The 17195-nt window shown below is 60.7% G+C and carries 20 protein-coding genes; 10 read left to right on the top strand and 10 right to left on the bottom strand.

Features of this window, described 5'->3' with window-relative positions; genetic code table 11:
• Positions 1 to 545 (top strand): TetR/AcrR family transcriptional regulator (locus tag JFT80_RS09020; RefSeq protein WP_201147644.1); only part of this gene is annotated, 545 nt, incomplete at its 5' end.
• A 15-nt stretch (positions 546 to 560) separates the two neighbouring features.
• Entirely contained in the window at positions 561 to 1415 is an 855-nt protein-coding gene (locus JFT80_RS09015; protein WP_201147643.1) for a sulfurtransferase, read from the top strand.
• Between the two features lie 104 nt (positions 1416 to 1519).
• Here JFT80_RS09015 and JFT80_RS09010 read toward each other — a convergent pair whose 3' ends face one another.
• From JFT80_RS09010 to JFT80_RS08995, 4 genes are read right to left on the bottom strand one after another with little or no spacing between them, the layout of a single operon-like run.
• On the bottom strand, positions 1520 to 2545 hold the full coding sequence (locus tag JFT80_RS09010; protein WP_207187748.1) for a hydrolase: 1026 nt from the start codon (positions 2543 to 2545) through the stop codon (positions 1520 to 1522).
• A 29-nt stretch (positions 2546 to 2574) separates the two neighbouring features.
• Positions 2575 to 3186: a 16S rRNA (guanine(966)-N(2))-methyltransferase RsmD gene (gene rsmD / locus JFT80_RS09005; RefSeq protein ID WP_201147641.1), complete on the bottom strand. Its 612-nt coding sequence runs from the start codon at positions 3184 to 3186 to the stop codon at positions 2575 to 2577.
• On the bottom strand, positions 3186 to 4676 hold the full coding sequence (locus JFT80_RS09000) for a pitrilysin family protein (protein WP_201147640.1): 1491 nt from the start codon (positions 4674 to 4676) through the stop codon (positions 3186 to 3188). Before JFT80_RS09000 ends, rsmD begins: the two co-directional genes overlap by 1 nt.
• Complete coding sequence (locus tag JFT80_RS08995) at positions 4669 to 6024, bottom strand: pitrilysin family protein (RefSeq protein WP_201147639.1); 1356 nt, start codon at positions 6022 to 6024, stop codon at positions 4669 to 4671. The genes JFT80_RS09000 and JFT80_RS08995 overlap by 8 nt, the downstream gene beginning before the upstream one ends.
• A gap of 344 nt (positions 6025 to 6368) precedes the next feature.
• Here JFT80_RS08995 and ftsY point away from each other — a divergent pair, with 344 nt between their 5' ends.
• The 4 genes from ftsY (at position 6369) to rpoH (ending at position 10531) form a co-directional block, all read left to right on the top strand.
• Positions 6369 to 7871, top strand: a complete 1503-nt coding sequence (gene ftsY / locus JFT80_RS08990) for a signal recognition particle-docking protein FtsY (protein WP_201147638.1) — start codon at positions 6369 to 6371, stop codon at positions 7869 to 7871.
• Positions 7868 to 8539, top strand: a complete 672-nt coding sequence (ftsE, locus tag JFT80_RS08985; RefSeq protein WP_201147637.1) for a cell division ATP-binding protein FtsE — start codon at positions 7868 to 7870, stop codon at positions 8537 to 8539. The genes ftsY and ftsE overlap by 4 nt, the downstream gene beginning before the upstream one ends.
• Entirely contained in the window at positions 8536 to 9561 is a 1026-nt protein-coding gene (gene ftsX / locus JFT80_RS08980; RefSeq protein WP_201147636.1) for a permease-like cell division protein FtsX, read from the top strand. The genes ftsE and ftsX overlap by 4 nt, the downstream gene beginning before the upstream one ends.
• A gap of 115 nt (positions 9562 to 9676) precedes the next feature.
• Positions 9677 to 10531: an RNA polymerase sigma factor RpoH gene (gene rpoH / locus JFT80_RS08975; RefSeq protein WP_007897890.1), complete on the top strand. Its 855-nt coding sequence runs from the start codon at positions 9677 to 9679 to the stop codon at positions 10529 to 10531.
• 149 nt (positions 10532 to 10680) lie between these two features.
• Here the strand turns inward: rpoH and mtgA are convergent, their stop codons facing one another.
• The gene (mtgA, locus tag JFT80_RS08970) at positions 10681 to 11403 is read right to left on the bottom strand and encodes a monofunctional biosynthetic peptidoglycan transglycosylase (protein ID WP_201147635.1); all 723 of its coding nucleotides are present in this window, start codon (positions 11401 to 11403) and stop codon (positions 10681 to 10683) included.
• 73 nt (positions 11404 to 11476) lie between these two features.
• On the opposite strand from mtgA, the gene JFT80_RS08965 reads away from it, so the two are divergent.
• The 4 genes from JFT80_RS08965 to trmB all read left to right on the top strand — a co-directional run bounded on the left by JFT80_RS08965 (position 11477) and on the right by trmB (position 13840).
• Positions 11477 to 11848 carry a DUF423 domain-containing protein gene (locus JFT80_RS08965; protein WP_122841136.1) on the top strand — a complete coding sequence of 124 codons (372 nt, stop codon included), beginning with the start codon at positions 11477 to 11479 and terminating at the stop codon, positions 11846 to 11848.
• Positions 11849 to 12049: 201 nt separating this feature from the next.
• Positions 12050 to 12250 (top strand): sulfur carrier protein ThiS, encoded by a 201-nt coding sequence (gene thiS, locus JFT80_RS08960; RefSeq protein ID WP_201147634.1) that lies wholly within the window; start codon positions 12050 to 12052, stop codon positions 12248 to 12250.
• Between the two features lie 60 nt (positions 12251 to 12310).
• Positions 12311 to 13105, top strand: a complete 795-nt coding sequence (locus tag JFT80_RS08955) for a thiazole synthase (RefSeq protein WP_201147633.1) — start codon at positions 12311 to 12313, stop codon at positions 13103 to 13105.
• Positions 13106 to 13114: 9 nt separating this feature from the next.
• Complete coding sequence (gene trmB, locus JFT80_RS08950; protein WP_201147632.1) at positions 13115 to 13840, top strand: tRNA (guanosine(46)-N7)-methyltransferase TrmB; 726 nt, start codon at positions 13115 to 13117, stop codon at positions 13838 to 13840.
• Between the two features lie 128 nt (positions 13841 to 13968).
• Here trmB and JFT80_RS08945 read toward each other — a convergent pair whose 3' ends face one another.
• From JFT80_RS08945 to metW, 5 genes are read right to left on the bottom strand one after another with little or no spacing between them, the layout of a single operon-like run.
• Positions 13969 to 14292: a DUF3392 domain-containing protein gene (locus tag JFT80_RS08945; RefSeq protein ID WP_122841138.1), complete on the bottom strand. Its 324-nt coding sequence runs from the start codon at positions 14290 to 14292 to the stop codon at positions 13969 to 13971.
• Between the two features lie 22 nt (positions 14293 to 14314).
• On the bottom strand, positions 14315 to 15520 hold the full coding sequence (gene hemW / locus JFT80_RS08940; RefSeq protein ID WP_242482862.1) for a radical SAM family heme chaperone HemW: 1206 nt from the start codon (positions 15518 to 15520) through the stop codon (positions 14315 to 14317).
• The gene (gene rdgB / locus JFT80_RS08935; protein WP_201147631.1) at positions 15517 to 16113 is read right to left on the bottom strand and encodes an RdgB/HAM1 family non-canonical purine NTP pyrophosphatase; all 597 of its coding nucleotides are present in this window, start codon (positions 16111 to 16113) and stop codon (positions 15517 to 15519) included. The genes hemW and rdgB overlap by 4 nt, the downstream gene beginning before the upstream one ends.
• The gene (locus JFT80_RS08930; RefSeq protein WP_201147630.1) at positions 16110 to 16544 is read right to left on the bottom strand and encodes a DUF4426 domain-containing protein; all 435 of its coding nucleotides are present in this window, start codon (positions 16542 to 16544) and stop codon (positions 16110 to 16112) included. The genes rdgB and JFT80_RS08930 overlap by 4 nt, the downstream gene beginning before the upstream one ends.
• 26 nt (positions 16545 to 16570) lie before the next feature.
• On the bottom strand, positions 16571 to 17191 hold the full coding sequence (gene metW, locus JFT80_RS08925; RefSeq protein WP_201147629.1) for a methionine biosynthesis protein MetW: 621 nt from the start codon (positions 17189 to 17191) through the stop codon (positions 16571 to 16573).
• Positions 17192 to 17195 lie beyond the last annotated feature (4 nt).

Here is a 17195-nt window from a genome sequence, read left to right as displayed (position 1 = left end):
ACAAGCAGGCGATCATCGCCGTGCTCTTCAGTGAGTACGAAAGCCTGGTGGACAGCTTCCTGCGTCCACCCCAGGGCCGCGCTTCCACGGTGGAAGACAAGCGTTTCTACCTTAAGGAACTGCTGGCAGCCATGTGGCGGTATCGCTTCCTGCATCGTGACCTCGAGCACCTGCTCGACAGCGATCCGGAGTTGGCCGGGCGCTACCGACGCTTTTCCCAGCGCTGCCTGATCCATGGCACGCAGATCTACGCCGGCTTCGTCGAGGCCGGGATCCTGCGCATGGATAAGGTGCAGATCGAGTCCCTGACCCTCAACGCCTGGATTATCCTGACCTCCTGGGTGCGTTTTCTCTGCACGACGCGGGAAAATTCCAATCACTTGAGTGAGCAAGCCGTCAAGCGTGGGGTGTATCAGGTGCTGGTGCTGGAGGCGGGCTTCGTCACGGATCAGGCGCGTGATGAAGTCAATGCGCTGTACGAAGAATTTTATGTGCCGCTGGGTCAGGCGCTTGAAGAAGCGCATGAGGAATCACAACCGCTTTAATCACAGGAGCCCGTTATGCCGATTGCGCAACTGATCAGCCCGCAAGCATTGGATGCCCGTAAGGAACAGCCGGGGCTGGTGATTCTCGATTGTCGTTTTGCCCTCGAAGATCCTGATTACGGGCAGCGCAGCTACGCCGAAGGGCACATTGCCGGCGCGAGCTTCGCCGATCTTGAGCGTGACCTGAGCGGCAAAGTGCTCAAGGGTGTGACCGGGCGCCATCCGTTGCCTGAACCGGCAGCGTTGATCGAGCGTCTGCAAGCCTGGGGCATCAATGCCGACAGTGACGTGATTCTGTATGACGACGGCCCCGGTGCCTATGCGGCGCGGGCGTGGTGGTTGCTGGCGTGGCTGGGCAAGCGTGATGGCGTGTTCATTCTCGATGGCGGGCTCAAGGCCTGGCATGCGGCGGGGTTGCCGCTGAGTCTAGATGCACCCGGTAAAGAGCGGGGCACCTTCACCGGTGAGCCGGACGCCTCGTTGGTGCTGAGCTGCGAACAATTGCAGCAGCGTCTCGACCAGCCGGCCATGACTTTGCTCGATGCTCGTGCCCTGGCTCGTTTTAAAGGTGAGGTCGAGCCGATTGATCCGGTGGCCGGGCATATTCCCGGGGCGCAATGCGCAGCTTTCACCGATAACCTGGGCGGCGACGGGCGATTCTTGCCGGCCGATCAGCTAAAGCAGCGCTTTGCGGCGAAACTGGCAGACCGTTCGCCGACGGAGCTGGTGGCCTATTGCGGCTCCGGGGTGACGGCGTGCCATAACCTGTTCGCCCTGTGCCTGGCGGGTTATCCGTTGGGAGCGTTGTATGCGGGGTCTTGGAGCGAATGGATCAACGATCCTGCGCGAGGCGTCGCCAAAGGCGAATAATCCTGTACCTGCAGGAGCGAGCTTGCTCGCGATGGAGATGAACGATAACGCGGGAAATCAGACACCCCGCGGCGCTCTCGGGTTTCTCGCGAGCAAGCTCGCTCCTACAGAGGATTTGCCAGCCACGCTGGGATGCGCCGCTCCAGGTAGTATCCCGGTTGCCTGAACGAACCCTCGACAAACCCGACATGCCCACCTGCGGCGTGCAATTCGAACTGGATGCACGGGGATAACTCGTCGGCTCGGGGCAGGCTGTGCGGGAATACAAACGGATCGTCAGCCGCCTGGATCATCAGCGTTGGCGTTTGGATCTGCCCGAGGAAATAACGGCTCGACGCTCGGCGATAATAATCTTCGGCATCGGCATACCCGTGCAGTGGAGCGGTCACCCGGCCATCGAAGTCCCAGAAAGTGCGCATGTTCTCCAGAGAGCCCAAGGCCGCCAGGGACGCCAGCCCATCTTCGCGCCCGTCATGCTGGAACTGGCGTTGCTTGTTCTTGATGTAGGCCAGCATTTCGCGCATGAAATGCGCCTGATAGACCCTTGAAAAACCCTGGCCGATGCGATCTGCACATTGATCCAGGCGAAAGGGCACCGATACCGCCACTGCACCCTGCAAGCCACTGTCACGGCCACTTTCACCCAGGTATTTGAGCAACACATTGCCGCCCAGGGAATAACCGACTGCGTACAACGGAGCGAGTGGCCGCCTGGCGCGCAAGTGCTTGAGGGTTTCGGCCAGGTCATCGCTGGCGCCGGAATGGTAACTGCGCGGCAACAGGTTCGGTTCCCCCGAGCAGCCGCGCCAGTTCAGTGCAACGCTGGCCCAGCCCTGGGCCGCCAGCGCCTTTTGCACGCCCGCGACATAAGGTGAATTGGAAGAGCCGGTCAGCCCGTGCAGGACCAGCACCAGCGGGGTGTCGGCGCCATGCGGGCCATGCCAGTCGAGGTCAAGAAAGTCACCATCCTCAAGCCACAGGCGCTCGCGCTCGCGTCCAATGTGGGTGGTTTTACGCCACAGCGGTCCCCACAATGTTTGCAAGTGCGGGTTGCCAAGGCCGAAGGCGGGGCTGAAGCGTTCTGACGGAGGGTGCACGATTACTCTCGAGGCGGCGGTGCCTGCTTCCATTGAGGCAGGCACCTTTTCAGGCGGGTCGATTAACCGGCGATCTGTGCCATACGTTGCCACAACGCGTAGTACACCCGCCCGGATTTCTGCTCCCGATGCAGGCGCCAGTTGCCTGGCAAGCCAAGGCTTGATGGCGCGTTTTCGCTCTCGGTGTAGATCCAGGCCTCGTCGGCCAGCCACTGGCGCTCCTCAAGCAGGGTGCACACGGTTGGCAACAGGTTCTGGTTGAACGGCGGGTCGAGGAATACCAGGTCGTAGGCCACGGCGGCCTGGGTTTCCAGGTAACGCAAGGCGTCGGCCGTCTGGATTTGCCCGGTGGTGCAACGCAGCGTGCCCAGGTGCTCCTTGATGCTCGACACGGCAATGTTACTGGCGTCGAGCGCCTGGCCCAGGGCGGCGCCTCGGGACAATGCCTCGAGGAACAGCGCGCCACTGCCGGCGAAGGGGTCGAACACTTTCGCCCCGGCGACATAAGGCGCGAGCCAGTTGAACAGGGTTTCACGCACCCGGTCCGGCGTCGGGCGCAAGCCTGGTGCGTCGGGGAAGCTCAGCTTTCGGCTGCCCCATTCGCCGCCGATGATGCGCAATTGGTTCACGCCGTTATGCACGTTGTGAAGCGGTTTTTTGGGACGAGTAGCCATTAATGCTCCGGAACCCCGAGCGGTTGCTCGGCAGGTTTATCAGAAGGGGCCGGTAACGGCTTTTGCGGCACGGTCGGGCCAGCGGTGACGATGACCATTTTGTCCGTGCTCAGGTGTTTGTTCAGGGCGTCGCGGACTTGTTCCACGGTCAGGCTCTGCGACTGACGCATGAAGTCGTCCAGATAGCTCAACGGCAGATTATAGAAGCCCATGGCGCCAAGTTGGCCAACGATATCGGCGTTGCTTGCGGTGGACAGCGGGAAGCTGCCTGCGAGTTCGCGTTTGGCGTCGTCGAGTTCTTTCTGCGTCGGACCGCTTTTCAGGTAATCGGCGAGCACGTCCTGCACCAGTTTCAGGGTGCCTTCGCTCATTTCTGCGCGGGTCTGCAGGTTGATCATAAACGGCCCGCGCGCCTGCATCGGGCTGAAACCCGAGTACACGCCGTAGGTCAGGCCACGTTTTTCGCGGACTTCACTCATCAATCGCGTGCCGAAACCACCGCCGCCAAGGATCTGGTTGCCCATCGACAGGGCGGCGTAGTCCGGGTCATCGCGGTCGATGCCCAGTTGCGCCAGCAGCAGGTTGGTCTGTTTGGACGGGAATTCGATGTGGCCGGTGCTGGCCTGGGGCTCTGCCGGTTGCGCAATTTTCGCCAGCGCCGGGCCTTTCGGCAGGGCAGTGGACACCTGATTGGCAATTGCCTCGGCTTCCGCGCGGGACAAGTCGCCGACCAGCGCGATCACCACGTTGCCGGCCGCGTAGGCCTTGGCGTGGAACTCACGCAGCTGCGCGAGGGTGATCTTCGGTACGCTCTGCGGGTTGCCGTCGCTCGAATGCGCGTACGGATGATCGCCATACAAACGCTTCATCAGTTCGAGGCTGGCGAGTTTGCCGGGGTTCTGTTTCTGATACTCGAAACCGGCCAGCATCTGGTTCTTGATGCGTGCGAACGAGTCGGCCGGGAAGGTCGGTTTGCCGACCACTTCGGAAAACAGCTCCAGGGCCGGCGCGCGTTTATCTGCGGCGCTGAGGCTGCGCAGCGAGGCCAGCGCCATGTCCTTGAAAGCACCGTTGCCGAAATCGGCACCGAGGCCTTCAAAGCCCTGAGCGATAGCACCGACGTCTTTGCCGGCGACACCTTCATTGAGCATCGCGTTGGTCAGCACCGCCAGACCTGCCGCGTTGCCGTCCTGGCTGCTGCCGGCGGCGAAGATCAGGCGCATGTCGAACATCGGCAATTCATGGGCTTCGACGAACATTACCTTGGCGCCTTCGGCGGTGTTCCAGGTTTGCACGTCGAGCTTGCGGCTGGCCGGGGCCTTGCCGTCGAGTTCGGCCAGCGATTGCAGTTTCTGGCTGGACTTGGCGTTATCGAGGGCTTCGCTGGCTGTCGAGTCGTCGGGCCGCAGCAAGTAGACGGTCGCGGAGCCGATCAGCGCGACAACGACGAGGCCGATCAGCGCCAGGCGCTGGTTTTTACGCTCACTCATGAGTCGTCTCCAGTGGCAGGACGTGGGCGACGCTGAGACGTTCGCGGGTGAAATACAGCTTGGCGGCGTTCTGGATATCTTGCGGAGTGACGCTTTCGAGATCGGCGAGTTCGGTGTCCATCAGTTTCCACGACAGGCCGACGGTTTCCAGCTGGCCTATGGCGGTGGCCTGGCTGGTGATCGAGTCACGTTCGAAGACCAGACCGGCGATCACTTGCGCACGCACGCGCTCCAGCTCTTCGGCGGACGGCGCGGTGGTTTTCAGCTGCTCCAGCAGTTTCCACAGGCCGGCCTCGGCTTGCGCCATGGTCTTTTTCTTCTGCGTGTTCGGAGTTGCCGACAGGGTGAACAGGCTGTCGCCACGGGTGTAGGCGTCGTAACTCGACGAACCGCCGGACACCAGCTCTTCGCCGCGCTCCAGTTGTGTCGGGATACGGCCGCTGTAACCACCGTCGAGCAGTGCCGAGATCAGGCGCAGAGCGTTGACCGAGCGCTTGTCTTCAGCCGTGGCGATGCTCGGCACATTGAAGCCCAGCATCAGGCTCGGTAATTGGGTCTGCACGTGCAGGGTGATCTTCCTTTCACCGGGCTCGGCCAGTTCCAGAGGCTGCTTGGCTGACGGCACGTCACGCTTGGGGATCGGGCCGAAATAGCGCTGGGCCAGGGTCTTGACCTCGTCTGGAGTGACGTCGCCGACCACCACCAGGGTGGCATTGTTCGGCACGTACCAGGATTGGTACCAATGGCGCAGCTCCTCGACCTTCATGCGGTCCAGGTCGGCCATCCAGCCGATGGTCGGCGTGTGGTAGCCGCTGGCCGGGTAGGCCATGGCCTTGAAGCGCTCATAGGCCTTGGACATCGGCTTGTCATCGGTGCGCAGACGGCGCTCTTCCTTGATGACTTCGATTTCCTTGGCGAATTCGTCGGCCGGCAGGCGCAGGTTGGCCATGCGGTCGGCTTCCAGCTCAAACGCTACGCCCAGACGGTCGCGGGCCAGCACCTGGTAATAGGCCGTGAAATCGTCGCTGGTGAATGCGTTCTCTTCAGCGCCCAGGTCGCGCAGGATCAGCGAGGCTTCACCGGGGCCGATTTTTTCGCTGCCCTTGAACATCATGTGTTCCAGTGCATGAGACAAGCCAGTCTGGCCTGGTGTCTCGTAGCTGGAGCCGACCTTGTACCAGACCTGCGAGACCACCACTGGCGCGCGATGGTCTTCGCGCACGACGACCTTGAGGCCGTTGTCGAGGGTGAATTCGTGAGTCGGTTGCGGGTCGGCCGCCAGGGCCGAAAGGGGCAGGCAGACTGTGCTGAGCAGCAGGCCTGCGGCGCGGCGGGCTAGAGCATTCATTCGTTTTTTAACCTGTTGGGCTGCCCGCTTGGTCTTAGCCTAGGCGGGCGAGGAGGTGCTAGGATACTGATCCGTTTTACTGGCGGCCACGCCTATCAGGCCTTGATGCTTGATCAGGTTGTATGGGTTCGCGACGGGAATTCGGCATTTATTGGCAGAGTTCTGCTTTTTCGCCGATTTTGCCGCATCAGTCCTGTGTTAAATCGTTTTCCTGAGATGTCCCGTACACCTCGACAAAATGTTGCGCGTGAACAAGCTGGATGAAACACAGTCTGTTCTGCATCGAATATTTATTTGCCGGGGCGCCCTTATGGCGCGTCGCTACCGTGAGATAGCCGTCCTCCATGTTTGGTTCCAACGACGACAAGAAGACCCCAGCTGCGGCTGGCGAGAAGAAAAGCCTGTTCGGATGGCTGCGTAAGAAACCGCAGCAACCCGTCGTCGAACAGCCACAGCCACTTAATGAGCCGGTTCCAGAGCCAGTACTGGATGAGGAGCCGGCGCCGATTGTCCTGCCGATCGCCGAGCCGGTGCTGCAGCCGATCGTCGAGCCTGAACCTGAAGTCGTGGCTGAGCAACCCTCGACTCCGGTTCCGGTCGCCGAACCCTGGTTAAAATTGCCCGTCGCGGAAGAACCGGTGGCGTTGGTCGAGGATGAACTGGCACCGCACCTGCCGCCGCCAATCCCGGCACCGACGGTTGTCGCGCCGGAGCCCGCTCAGGCACTGTTTGTGGAGCCGCCTGTCGCCCCGGTGGTATTGGCTGAGCCTGAGGCTGTTGCAGTGGTACCAGTGCCAGTGCCAGTGCCAGCTGCGGTGCCAGCACCCGCTCCGGCACCAGCGCCAGCGCCAGTGGTCGAGGCGTCGGTTGCCATCATCGAGCCTGTTGCAGAGCCTGTGCGCACCGAAGAAACCAAAGCCGGTTTCTTCGCCCGCCTCAAGCAAGGCCTGTCGAAGACCAGCGCCAGCATCGGCGAGGGCATGGCCAGCCTGTTCCTTGGCCGTAAAACTATTGATGACGATCTGCTCGATGACCTCGAAACCCGTCTGCTCACCGCTGACGTGGGCGTCGAAGCCACCACGCAGATCATCCAGCGCCTGACCCAGAAGGTCGCCCGCAAAGAGCTGGCCGACGCCGACGCGCTGTACAAATCCCTGCAGGCCGAACTGGCCGCGATGCTCAAGCCGGTCGAACAACCGTTGAAAATCGTCTCGCAGAACAAGCCGTTCGTGATTCTGGTGGTCGGCGTCAACGGCGCCGGCAAAACCACCACCATCGGCAAACTGGCGAAGAAGCTGCAACTGGAAGGCAAGAAAGTCATGCTCGCCGCCGGTGACACCTTCCGCGCCGCTGCCGTGGAGCAATTGCAGGTCTGGGGCGAGCGCAACAAGATCCCGGTCATCGCCCAGCACACTGGCGCCGACTCGGCTTCGGTGATCTTCGACGCCGTGCAGGCCGCCAAGGCCCGTGGCATCGACGTACTGATCGCTGACACCGCCGGTCGCCTGCACACCAAAGACAACCTGATGGAAGAACTGAAAAAGGTTCGCCGGGTGATCGGCAAGCTCGACGCCGACGCACCGCACGAAGTGCTGCTGGTGCTCGACGCCGGCACCGGCCAGAACGCCATCAACCAGGCCAAGCAATTCAACCAGACCGTCGAACTGACCGGCCTGGCGCTGACCAAGCTCGACGGCACCGCCAAGGGCGGGGTGATTTTCGCCCTGGCCAAGCAATTCGGCCTGCCGATCCGCTACATCGGCGTCGGTGAAGGCATCGACGATTTGCGTACCTTTGAAGCCGAACCCTTTGTCCAGGCACTGTTTGCCGAGCGGGAGCGTTCATGATTCGTTTCGAACAGGTCGGTAAACGCTACCCGAACGGTCACGTCGGCTTGCATGAGCTGAGCTTTCGAGTCCGTCGTGGCGAGTTCTTGTTTGTCACTGGCCATTCCGGTGCCGGTAAATCCACCTTGTTGCGCCTGTTGCTGGCAATGGAGCGTCCGACCAGCGGCAAATTGCTGCTCGCCGGGCAAGACCTGGCCACCATCAGCAATGCGCAGATCCCCTTTTTGCGGCGTCAGATCGGGGTAGTGTTCCAGAATCACCAGCTGCTGTTCGATCGTACGGTTTTCAACAACATTGCCTTGCCGCTGCAGATACTCGGCTTGTCGAAGGCCGAGATCGTCAAGCGCGTCGACTCCGCCCTTGAGCGTGTGGCGCTTTCCGACAAGACCGACCTGTACCCGGGGGACCTCTCTACTGGTCAACAACAGCGCGTCGGCATTGCCCGGGCCATCGTCCATCGCCCGGCCTTGCTGCTGGCGGATGAACCCACCGGTAACCTCGACCCGCGCCTGGCGGCAGAGATCATGGGGGTATTTGAAGACATCAATCGCCTCGGCACCAGCGTGCTGATCGCCAGTCACGACCTGGCGTTGATCGCACGCATGCGCCACCGCATGCTGACCTTGCAACGTGGCCGATTGATCGGTGACGGGGAGGCAGGGGAATGAGTGCAACACGCAGTCCGAAGGTTTCCGAGCGCGTGGCCCCGAAAGCCGCCGATCCGCAGCCGCCGAAGAAGAAAAAACACGACGAAGACGACGGCCCGGACTTCGCCACGTTGTTCCGTGCCTGGGTCGAAAGCCATCGCGCCAGCCTGCTCGACAGCCTGCGCCGCCTCGGCAAGCAGCCGATCGGCAGCTTCTTCACCTGCATGGTGATGGCGGTCGCGCTGAGCCTGCCCATGGGGCTGTCACTTCTGCTAGGTAACGTCGAGCGTCTAGGTGGTTCCTGGCAGCGTGCGGCGCAGATTTCCCTGTACCTGCAACTCGACGCCAGCGCTGAGCAGGGGGAGGCATTGCGTGAGCAGATAAAAGCTATCCCCGGCGTCGCCGATGCTGAATACGTAGGCCGCGACCAGGCGCTCGAAGAGTTTCAGCAGCAGTCCGGCCTGGGCGACGCGCTCAAGGAGCTGCCCGAAAACCCGCTGCCTGGCGTGGTACTGGTCACCCCGAATGAGGTCGACAAGCCCGCTCTTGAAGCATTGAGACAAAAACTTTCCGAGTTGCCGAAGGTGCAGCAGGCGCAACTTGATCTGGTCTGGGTCGAGCGTCTGGCCGCCATCCTCAAGCTGGGCGACCGGTTTGTCTTCGGTCTGACAGTGCTGTTGGTTTCTGCATTACTTTTGGTGATAGGCAATACCATTCGTCTTCATATTGAAAACCGCCGCACCGAGATAGAAGTGATTAAACTCGTCGGCGGCACTGACAGCTATGTGCGGCGTCCCTTCCTTTATATGGGCGCGTTGTATGGCTTCGGTGCAGGGCTGTTGTCCTGGGGCGTATTGGCGTTCGGCCTGAACTGGCTGAACGATGCGGTGGTTGGATTGGCCGGCTTGTACGGCAGTGATTTCGCGCTGGCCGGAGTGCCAGTTGCCGACGGTCTGTCGCTCTTGCTTGGCGCGGTGCTGTTGGGGTATATCGGTGCATGGATTGCAGTCGCACGCCACCTGCGGGAGCTTGCGCCGAAGTAGAATCTTTTTTGCGCGTGATTGGCCTCGCGGTTTTTTTGGGAACTTGTACTTGAGTTTCCGGTCAATTTTTCGCAGTGCTGAAAGGCATGAGTCTGTAAGTCGGAGGTTTTTTCGTATGACCAATTCTTTGCAACCTGCGTATGCGTTGGTTCCCGGTGCGAACCTGGAAGCCTATGTACACACCGTCAACAGCATTCCATTGCTGACGCCGGAGCAGGAGCGTGAACTGGCCGAGAGTCTCTACTATGAGCAGGATTTGGGGGCGGCTCGGCAGATGGTGCTCGCCCACCTGCGTTTTGTCGTACACATTGCCCGTAGCTATTCCGGCTACGGTCTGGCTCAGGCTGACCTGATCCAGGAAGGTAACGTCGGCCTGATGAAGGCTGTCAAACGTTTCAATCCGGAAATGGGTGTGCGTCTGGTGTCGTTCGCTGTGCACTGGATCAAGGCGGAAATTCACGAGTTCATCCTGCGCAACTGGCGCATTGTGAAAGTCGCGACCACCAAGGCCCAGCGCAAGCTGTTCTTCAACCTGCGCAGCCAGAAGAAACGTCTGGCATGGCTGAACAACGAGGAAGTCCATCGTGTGGCGGAAAGCCTCGGCGTTGAGCCGCGGGAAGTGCGCGAGATGGAAAGTCGCCTGACAGGCCATGACATGGCCTTCGACCCGGCGGCTGAAGCCGACGACGACAGTGCTTTCCAGTCGCCGGCCAACTATCTGGAAGACCACCGGTACGACCCGGCGCGTCAACTGGAAGATGCCGACTGGAGTGACAACTCCAACCACAACCTGCACGAAGCGCTGGAAGTGCTGGACGACCGCAGCCGTGACATCCTCTACCAGCGCTGGCTGGCAGAAGAGAAGGCCACGCTGCACGACCTGGCGCAGAAGTACAACGTGTCGGCCGAGCGTATCCGTCAGCTCGAGAAGAGCGCGATGAACAAGCTCAAGTTGTCGATCGCCGCGTAACCGGTGAGCAGGCAATAAAAAACGCCCCGATCAGCAATGATCGGGGCGTTTTTGTTCATAAGATCAAAAGATCGCAGCCTTCGGCAGCTCCTACAGATAAATGTGTACACCTGTAGCTGGCGAAGGCTGCGATCTTTTGCTTTGGGCGTTCATTGCGCCCAAGGCGGTCGACGCGAGTCGTTCAGGCCCAGCAGATAGCTGTCGCCACCCAGCTGGCCCATCTGTTGTCGAACCCATCCTGCGCGTCGCGCAACATAGCTGGTGGGATGGCTCGCGCTCCAGACTCGCGGGTTTGGCAGGACCGCCGCCAGCAGGCTGGATTGCTGACGACTGAGCCCTTTTGCGCTAACACCAAAGTGGTGCCGCGCTGCCGCCTCTGCGCCAAACACGCCCTCATCCCACTCCACACTGTTGAGGTACACCTCAAGAATCCGCTGCTTGGGCCAGAACACTTCGATCAACCCGGTAAACCACGCTTCCAGGCCTTTGCGCAGCCAGCTGCGGCCGGACCACAAGAACAGGTTCTTCGACACCTGCTGGCTCAAGGTGCTGGCGCCCCGAATCGAACCGCCGAGCTCGTTGTGAGCCAGGGCTTTTTGAATCGCGCCAAAATCGAATCCCCAGTGCTCCGGGAATTTCTGGTCTTCACCGGCAATCACCGCAAGCTTGAGGTCGTCGGAGATCTCATCCCAGGGTTTCCAGGTGCGTTGCAGGTCAATGGGCTCGCCGTCGAACCATGACTCGATCTTGCGCTCGACCATCAAGGCCGTTCCCGGGGGCGGCACCACGCGAAATATCAGCACCAGCAATACGCTGCCGCCCGCGAACCAGAGCACGGCCTTGGTGAATCTTCGTACAATTAAACGCAGCATAGAGATGGCTTGGCCGAACCCGTGGAGCGGGCCATTATACAGACCCTGTTGATCGAGTCTGACTGGAGTTCTCATGCTGCGTGGCTTTCTGATGCTGGCCGCTTTTTTCGGCTTTACCGGAGTTGCCCTGGGCGCATTCGCTGCCCATGGCCTGAAGAGTCGCCTGACGCCTGAATACCTTGCGATATTCCACACCGGCGTCACTTATCAATTGGTGCATACCCTGGCATTGCTGGGCGTGGCGCTGCTGGCGACACAAATGCCGGGACGCCTGGTCACGTGGGCAGGTGCTTCGTTTGCGATCGGCATCCTGCTGTTTTCCGGCAGCTTGTATGTGTTGACCATGACGGGCATCAGCAAACTTGGGATCATCACCCCGTTTGGCGGGCTGGCGTTTCTGGTGGGCTGGTTTTGTCTGGGTCTTGCCGCCTGGCGCCTGGCCTGAGGTAACCAATCCCCTGTAGGAGCTGCCGCAGGCTGCGATCTTTTGATCTTCAAAAACGACATCAAAAGATCGCAGCCTTCGGCAGCTCTTACAGAGCCCAGGCCATTTCACCGGGGCAGCGCCTTTCAAGACGAATGGCTTGGGTCACCCAGTCTGATCGGGCTAGAATGCCAGCCCCTAAAAATGATGGCGGCGTTGCGCATGCGCATTCAGTTGAACGGCGAATCCCTTGAACTGCCCGACGGTGAAACCGTTGCGGCCCTGATCACCCGTCTGGAACTGACCGGACGCCGGGTGGCAGTTGAACTCAATCTGGATATCGTCCCGCGCAGCCAGCATGCCGAGACCACGCTCAACGACGGCGACAATGTCGAAGTCGTGCACGCCATCGGCGGCGGCTAGCCACCCGGCTCGCAAGGGCACAGAATTCTGCAAGACCCTCACTCCTAAAGAGGATTCCCCATGAGCATCGTTCGTAGCGACAAGCCTTTTGTGCTGGCCGGTCGTACTTACCAGTCGCGTTTGCTGGTCGGTACAGGCAAGTACCGTGACATGGAAGAAACCCGCCTGGCCATCGAAGCCTCGGGTGCCGAGATTGTCACCTTCGCCGTGCGCCGTACCAACCTTGGCCAGATCGAAGGCGAGCCGAACCTGCTCGACGTGCTGTCGCCGGAGCGTTACACCTTCCTGCCGAACACCGCCGGTTGCTACGACGCCATCGAAGCCGTGCGCACCTGCCGCCTGGCCCGTGAGCTGCTCGACGGCCACAACCTGGTGAAGCTGGAAGTCCTGGCTGACCAGAAGACCCTGTTCCCTAACGTCATCGAAACCCTCAAGGCCGCCGAAACGCTGGTCAAAGAAGGTTTCGACGTGATGGTCTACACCAGCGATGACCCGATCATCGCCCGTCAGCTGGCGGAAATCGGTGTGATCGCGGTGATGCCGCTGGCCGGTCTGATCGGCACGGGACTGGGGATCTGCAACCCTTACAACCTGCAGATCATCCTCGAAGAAGCCAAGATTCCCGTACTGGTGGATGCCGGTGTGGGTACCGCTTCCGACGCTACGATTGCCATGGAACTGGGCTGCGAGGCGGTGCTGATGAACTCGGCTATCGCCCATGCCCAGCAGCCGGTCATGATGGCCGAAGCCATGAAACATGCGATCGTCGCGGGCCGTCTGGCCTACCTCGCCGGTCGCATGCCGAAAAAACTCTATGCCAGCGCCTCCTCGCCGCTGGATGGTCTGATCAAGTAAGAGCCATTGATGACTGAATCAAAAGAAACGCCTATCCAGCCGGAAGAAGGCGAAGAGCGCCAACACCGTCGTATCAAGAGTTTTGTGATGCGCGCCGGGCGCATGACCGAAGGCCAGCAAAAAGGCCTGGAGCAGGGCACGCCACTGTTCGTGCTGCCGCTCGCCGATGCGCCGGTGGACTTCGATCAAGTGTTTGGCCGCTCTGCACCGCGCTCGCTGGAGATCGGTTTCGGCATGGGCCACTCGCTGCTGGAAATGGCCGCCGCCGCGCCGGATCAGGATTTCATCGGCGTTGAAGTTCACCGTCCGGGTGTTGGCGCGCTGCTCAATGGCGTGCTGACTCAGGGCCTGACCAACCTGCGGGTCTACGATTGCGACGCGATCGAAGTGCTCAACCGCTGCATCGCCGACAACAGCCTCGATCGCCTGATGCTGTTTTTCCCGGATCCGTGGCACAAGAGCCGTCACCACAAGCGTCGTATCGTTCAGGCGTCGTTCGCTGAACTGGTGCGCAGCAAGTTGAAGGTCGGCGGCATTCTGCACATGGCCACCGACTGGGAACCGTACGCCGAATACATGCTGGAAGTGATGAACGTCGCGCCGGGCTATCGCAACCTCGCCGAAGACGGCAAGTGCGTACCGCGCCCGGCCGAACGCCCGATCACCAAGTTCGAACGCCGCGGCGAACGTCTTGGCCATGGCGTCTGGGATCTGAAGTTCGAAAAACAGTCCTGAACCGTAATGCAAAATCCTGTGGGAGCGGGCTTGCCCGCGATGACGCCATAACATTCAACAACTGTGTTGACTGTCAGACCGCTATCGCGGGCAAGCCCGCTCCCACAGTTTTTGTGGCGTGTTCAGAATCAGCGGCGGTCAGCCACTACACCAATCAACACCAGCACCACGACCAGCACCGGCGCCAGGCTGTAGTTGTTGAACTGGCTCAGGCCCTTGACGATCCACGGCGTCGCATAAATCAGCGCGGCACCGCTGCCGACCATGCACAGCAAGGCCATCATCGGGACGCGCAAGGCGCCCGCGACGCTGCCCAGGCGTTGCTCGACCCAACCTTTGAAATCTGCACCAAACAACACCAACAGGCACCCCACCAGGGCCAGGGCGATTTCCGAGAGGTTGCTGCGGCTCCAGCGAGACACCGTGGCGAGGAGGTCGAGTACCAAATCCATTCGTTTTCCCTTAGGGCTGAAATCAGCTCAGAAAATTCTGCAGCAAGTCATTGAGAAACAGCTGGCCGCGTTCGGTGGCCGCCAGGCGTGACGGTTCGACCTGCAACAGGCCACTTTGTTCTGCCTCCAGCCGACCTTGCGCGAAGCTTTCCAGCGGCAGGCCGGTACGCTCAGGATAGAGTCGCGAATCCACGCCTTGTGTCAGGCGCAGGGCGTTCATCAGGAATTCGAATGGCAGCTCTTCGTTGGTCAGCGCTTTCTCGCCGGCCTGGAAATTTTTTGCCGGGTTGAGGTAATCCTTGGGCAGCCGGGTCTTCCAGGTGCGCACGATGCGCCCGTCCGGATGGCTCAGCTTGCCATGGGCGCCGGCACCGATGCCGATGAAATCGCCGAAACTCCAGTAGTTGAGGTTATGCCGCGCTGGGCGGCCAGGCTGTGCATAGGCCGACACTTCATATTGCGCGTAGCCGTGCTCGGCCATCAGCGCCTGCCCGGCCTCCTGAATGTCCCACAAGGTGTCATCTTCAGGCAGCGCAGGCGGCTGGTTCCAGAACACGGTGTTCGGTTCCAGGGTCAGTTGATACCAGGACAGGTGAGTCGGCTTAAGGGCGATAGCCTGGCGCAGGTCACTCAACGCATCGTCCAGGGACTGATCGGGCAAGCCGTGCATCAGGTCCAGGTTGAAGTTGTCGAACCCGGCCTGACGCGCCATGCCGGCAGCACGGAGGGCTTCGTCACCGTTGTGAATGCGGCCCAGGGCCTTGAGTTTGTCTTCCTGGAAGCTCTGGATGCCGATCGACAGGCGATTGATGCCCAGCGCGCGGTAAGCCATGAACTTTTCCTGCTCGAAGGTCCCGGGATTGGCTTCCAGGGTGATTTCGATGTCTGCGGCGAACGTTATGCGCTGCTCGACGCCCTTGAGCAGTCGGCCCAGGGCCGCAGCGCTGAACAGGCTCGGCGTGCCGCCACCAAAGAAGATCGAGGTGATTTCACGACCGTAAACAGCGTGCAGATCCTGATCGAGATCGGCCAGCAAGGCATCGACGTATTCCTCTTCCGGAAGCACCGGGCTGGCCGTGTGGGAATTGAAGTCGCAATACGGGCATTTGCGCACACACCACGGGATGTGGATGTACAACGACAAGGGCGGCAGCGTTGGCAGCGGCGCCCGAGGCGAAGCAGCGGCGCCGCCAATGATCAGCGACGACGCAGAAGAATCACCGGTCATTTCAAGCCCAGGCGCTGGCGCAGCAGATCCATTGCACGGGCGCGGTGGCTGATCTGGTTCTTGTCGGCCGGGCTCAGTTCGGCGCTCGACACGTTCCGCTCCGGCACCCAGAACAGCGGGTCATAACCGAAACCGTGTTCGCCACTGGCAGCGGTCAGAATCCGTCCGTGCCACAGGCCTTCGCAGAGGATCGGCAACGGATCATCGGCGTGACGCACCAGCGCCAGCACGCACACGAACTGCGCGCCGCGTTCGGCTTCCGGGACATCCTTCAAGGCGTCAAGCAGTTTGGCGTTGTTTGCCGCATCGCCTTTGCCATCGGCATAACGCGCCGAATAGATGCCCGGTGCGCCGCCGAGGAAATCCACCGCCAGCCCGGAATCATCGGCCAGCGCCGGCAATCCGGAAATACGCGCGGCGTTGCGCGCCTTGAGGATCGCGTTCTCGACGAACGACAGACCGGTTTCTTCCGGCTCGACCTTGCTCCACTCGCCAATCGAGCGCAGTTGCACCGATTCGCCGAGCATGGCCTGAAGTTCTTTGAGTTTGCCGGCGTTATGGCTGGCCAGTACGAGTTGCTTGAGGTTCATCATTCGCCGGGAAAGAGTTCTTGGTTGAAATTGATGGTGTTGATCTTGTCGCCGTTCTGCACCTTGATTTCAAAGGTGCGGGTTTCCTGCTGGTCAACCGGGTACTGGGCGATGTAGTACACCGCGCCCTGTTCGGTGATCTGGCGGAAATTCAACGGCACACTTTGGCTGGTCAGGTCTTTGACCGTGCCGGTGACGTTGGCGATCAGCGGTTTGCCGTCCTTGACCACCGAGACATTGATCACGCCTTGGTTTTTGCTGCGAATCAGCTCCGCCGCTTTGGCGATGTCCGGTTGCAGGTACGTCGAGTTGAAAGTGTTGTAGTGCACCGTCACGTCGCCAAAGGTTTCCTGACGCTCGCCCTTGATGACGTCCGCCGCCAGCGCGCTGGCGCTCAGGCAGGCAGTAAATAGAAACAGCGCTAGACGACCCATGTTGGTTCTCCTCGAAATGTCGTGTTTCACACCGCGATCTTGTGATCGGCAAGCACTGGGCTGCTGACGCGGTAGATCCCAATCTCACCTAACAGATTAGGCCATAGCTTACTGGCCCACCCGTGGCGGTGCTGTTGATCCACGGCAAGCCGATCAATGACCTTCGCGTCACGTTCGCGACAAAGCTCTTCAAAATCTTCGAAAGTGCAGAAGTGAATGTTCGGCGTGTTGTACCAGGTATACGGCAGGAACTCGGAAACCGGCATGCGGCCCTTGCTCGCCAGGTACCAGCGGCAGCGCCAGTGGCCGAAATTCGGGAAGGTGATGATGCACTGACGGCCGACCCGGAGCATCTCATCGAGGATCTTGTCCGGGTAATGCACGGCTTGCAGGGCCTGAGTCATGACGACGATGTCGAAACTGTTGCTGGCGAAGTTGCCCAGGCCCTTGTCCAGATCCTGCTCGATGACGTTGATGCCCTTGGCCACGCACTCGGCGATGTTGTCGGCGTCGTTTTCCAGGCCATAACCGGTGACGTTCTTGTGGTCACGCAGCCAGGTCAGCAGCTCGCCGTCACCGCAACCGAGGTCGAGGACGCGACTGCCGGCGGGGATCCATTCCTGGATGATTTCCAGATCAGCTCTCATGGCT

Source organism: Pseudomonas sp. TH10 (genome assembly GCF_016651255.1).
Lineage (GTDB): Bacteria > Pseudomonadota > Gammaproteobacteria > Pseudomonadales > Pseudomonadaceae > Aquipseudomonas.
Note: the sequence above shows the minus strand (reverse complement) of the source record. Positions and strands in the feature narration are given on the sequence as shown.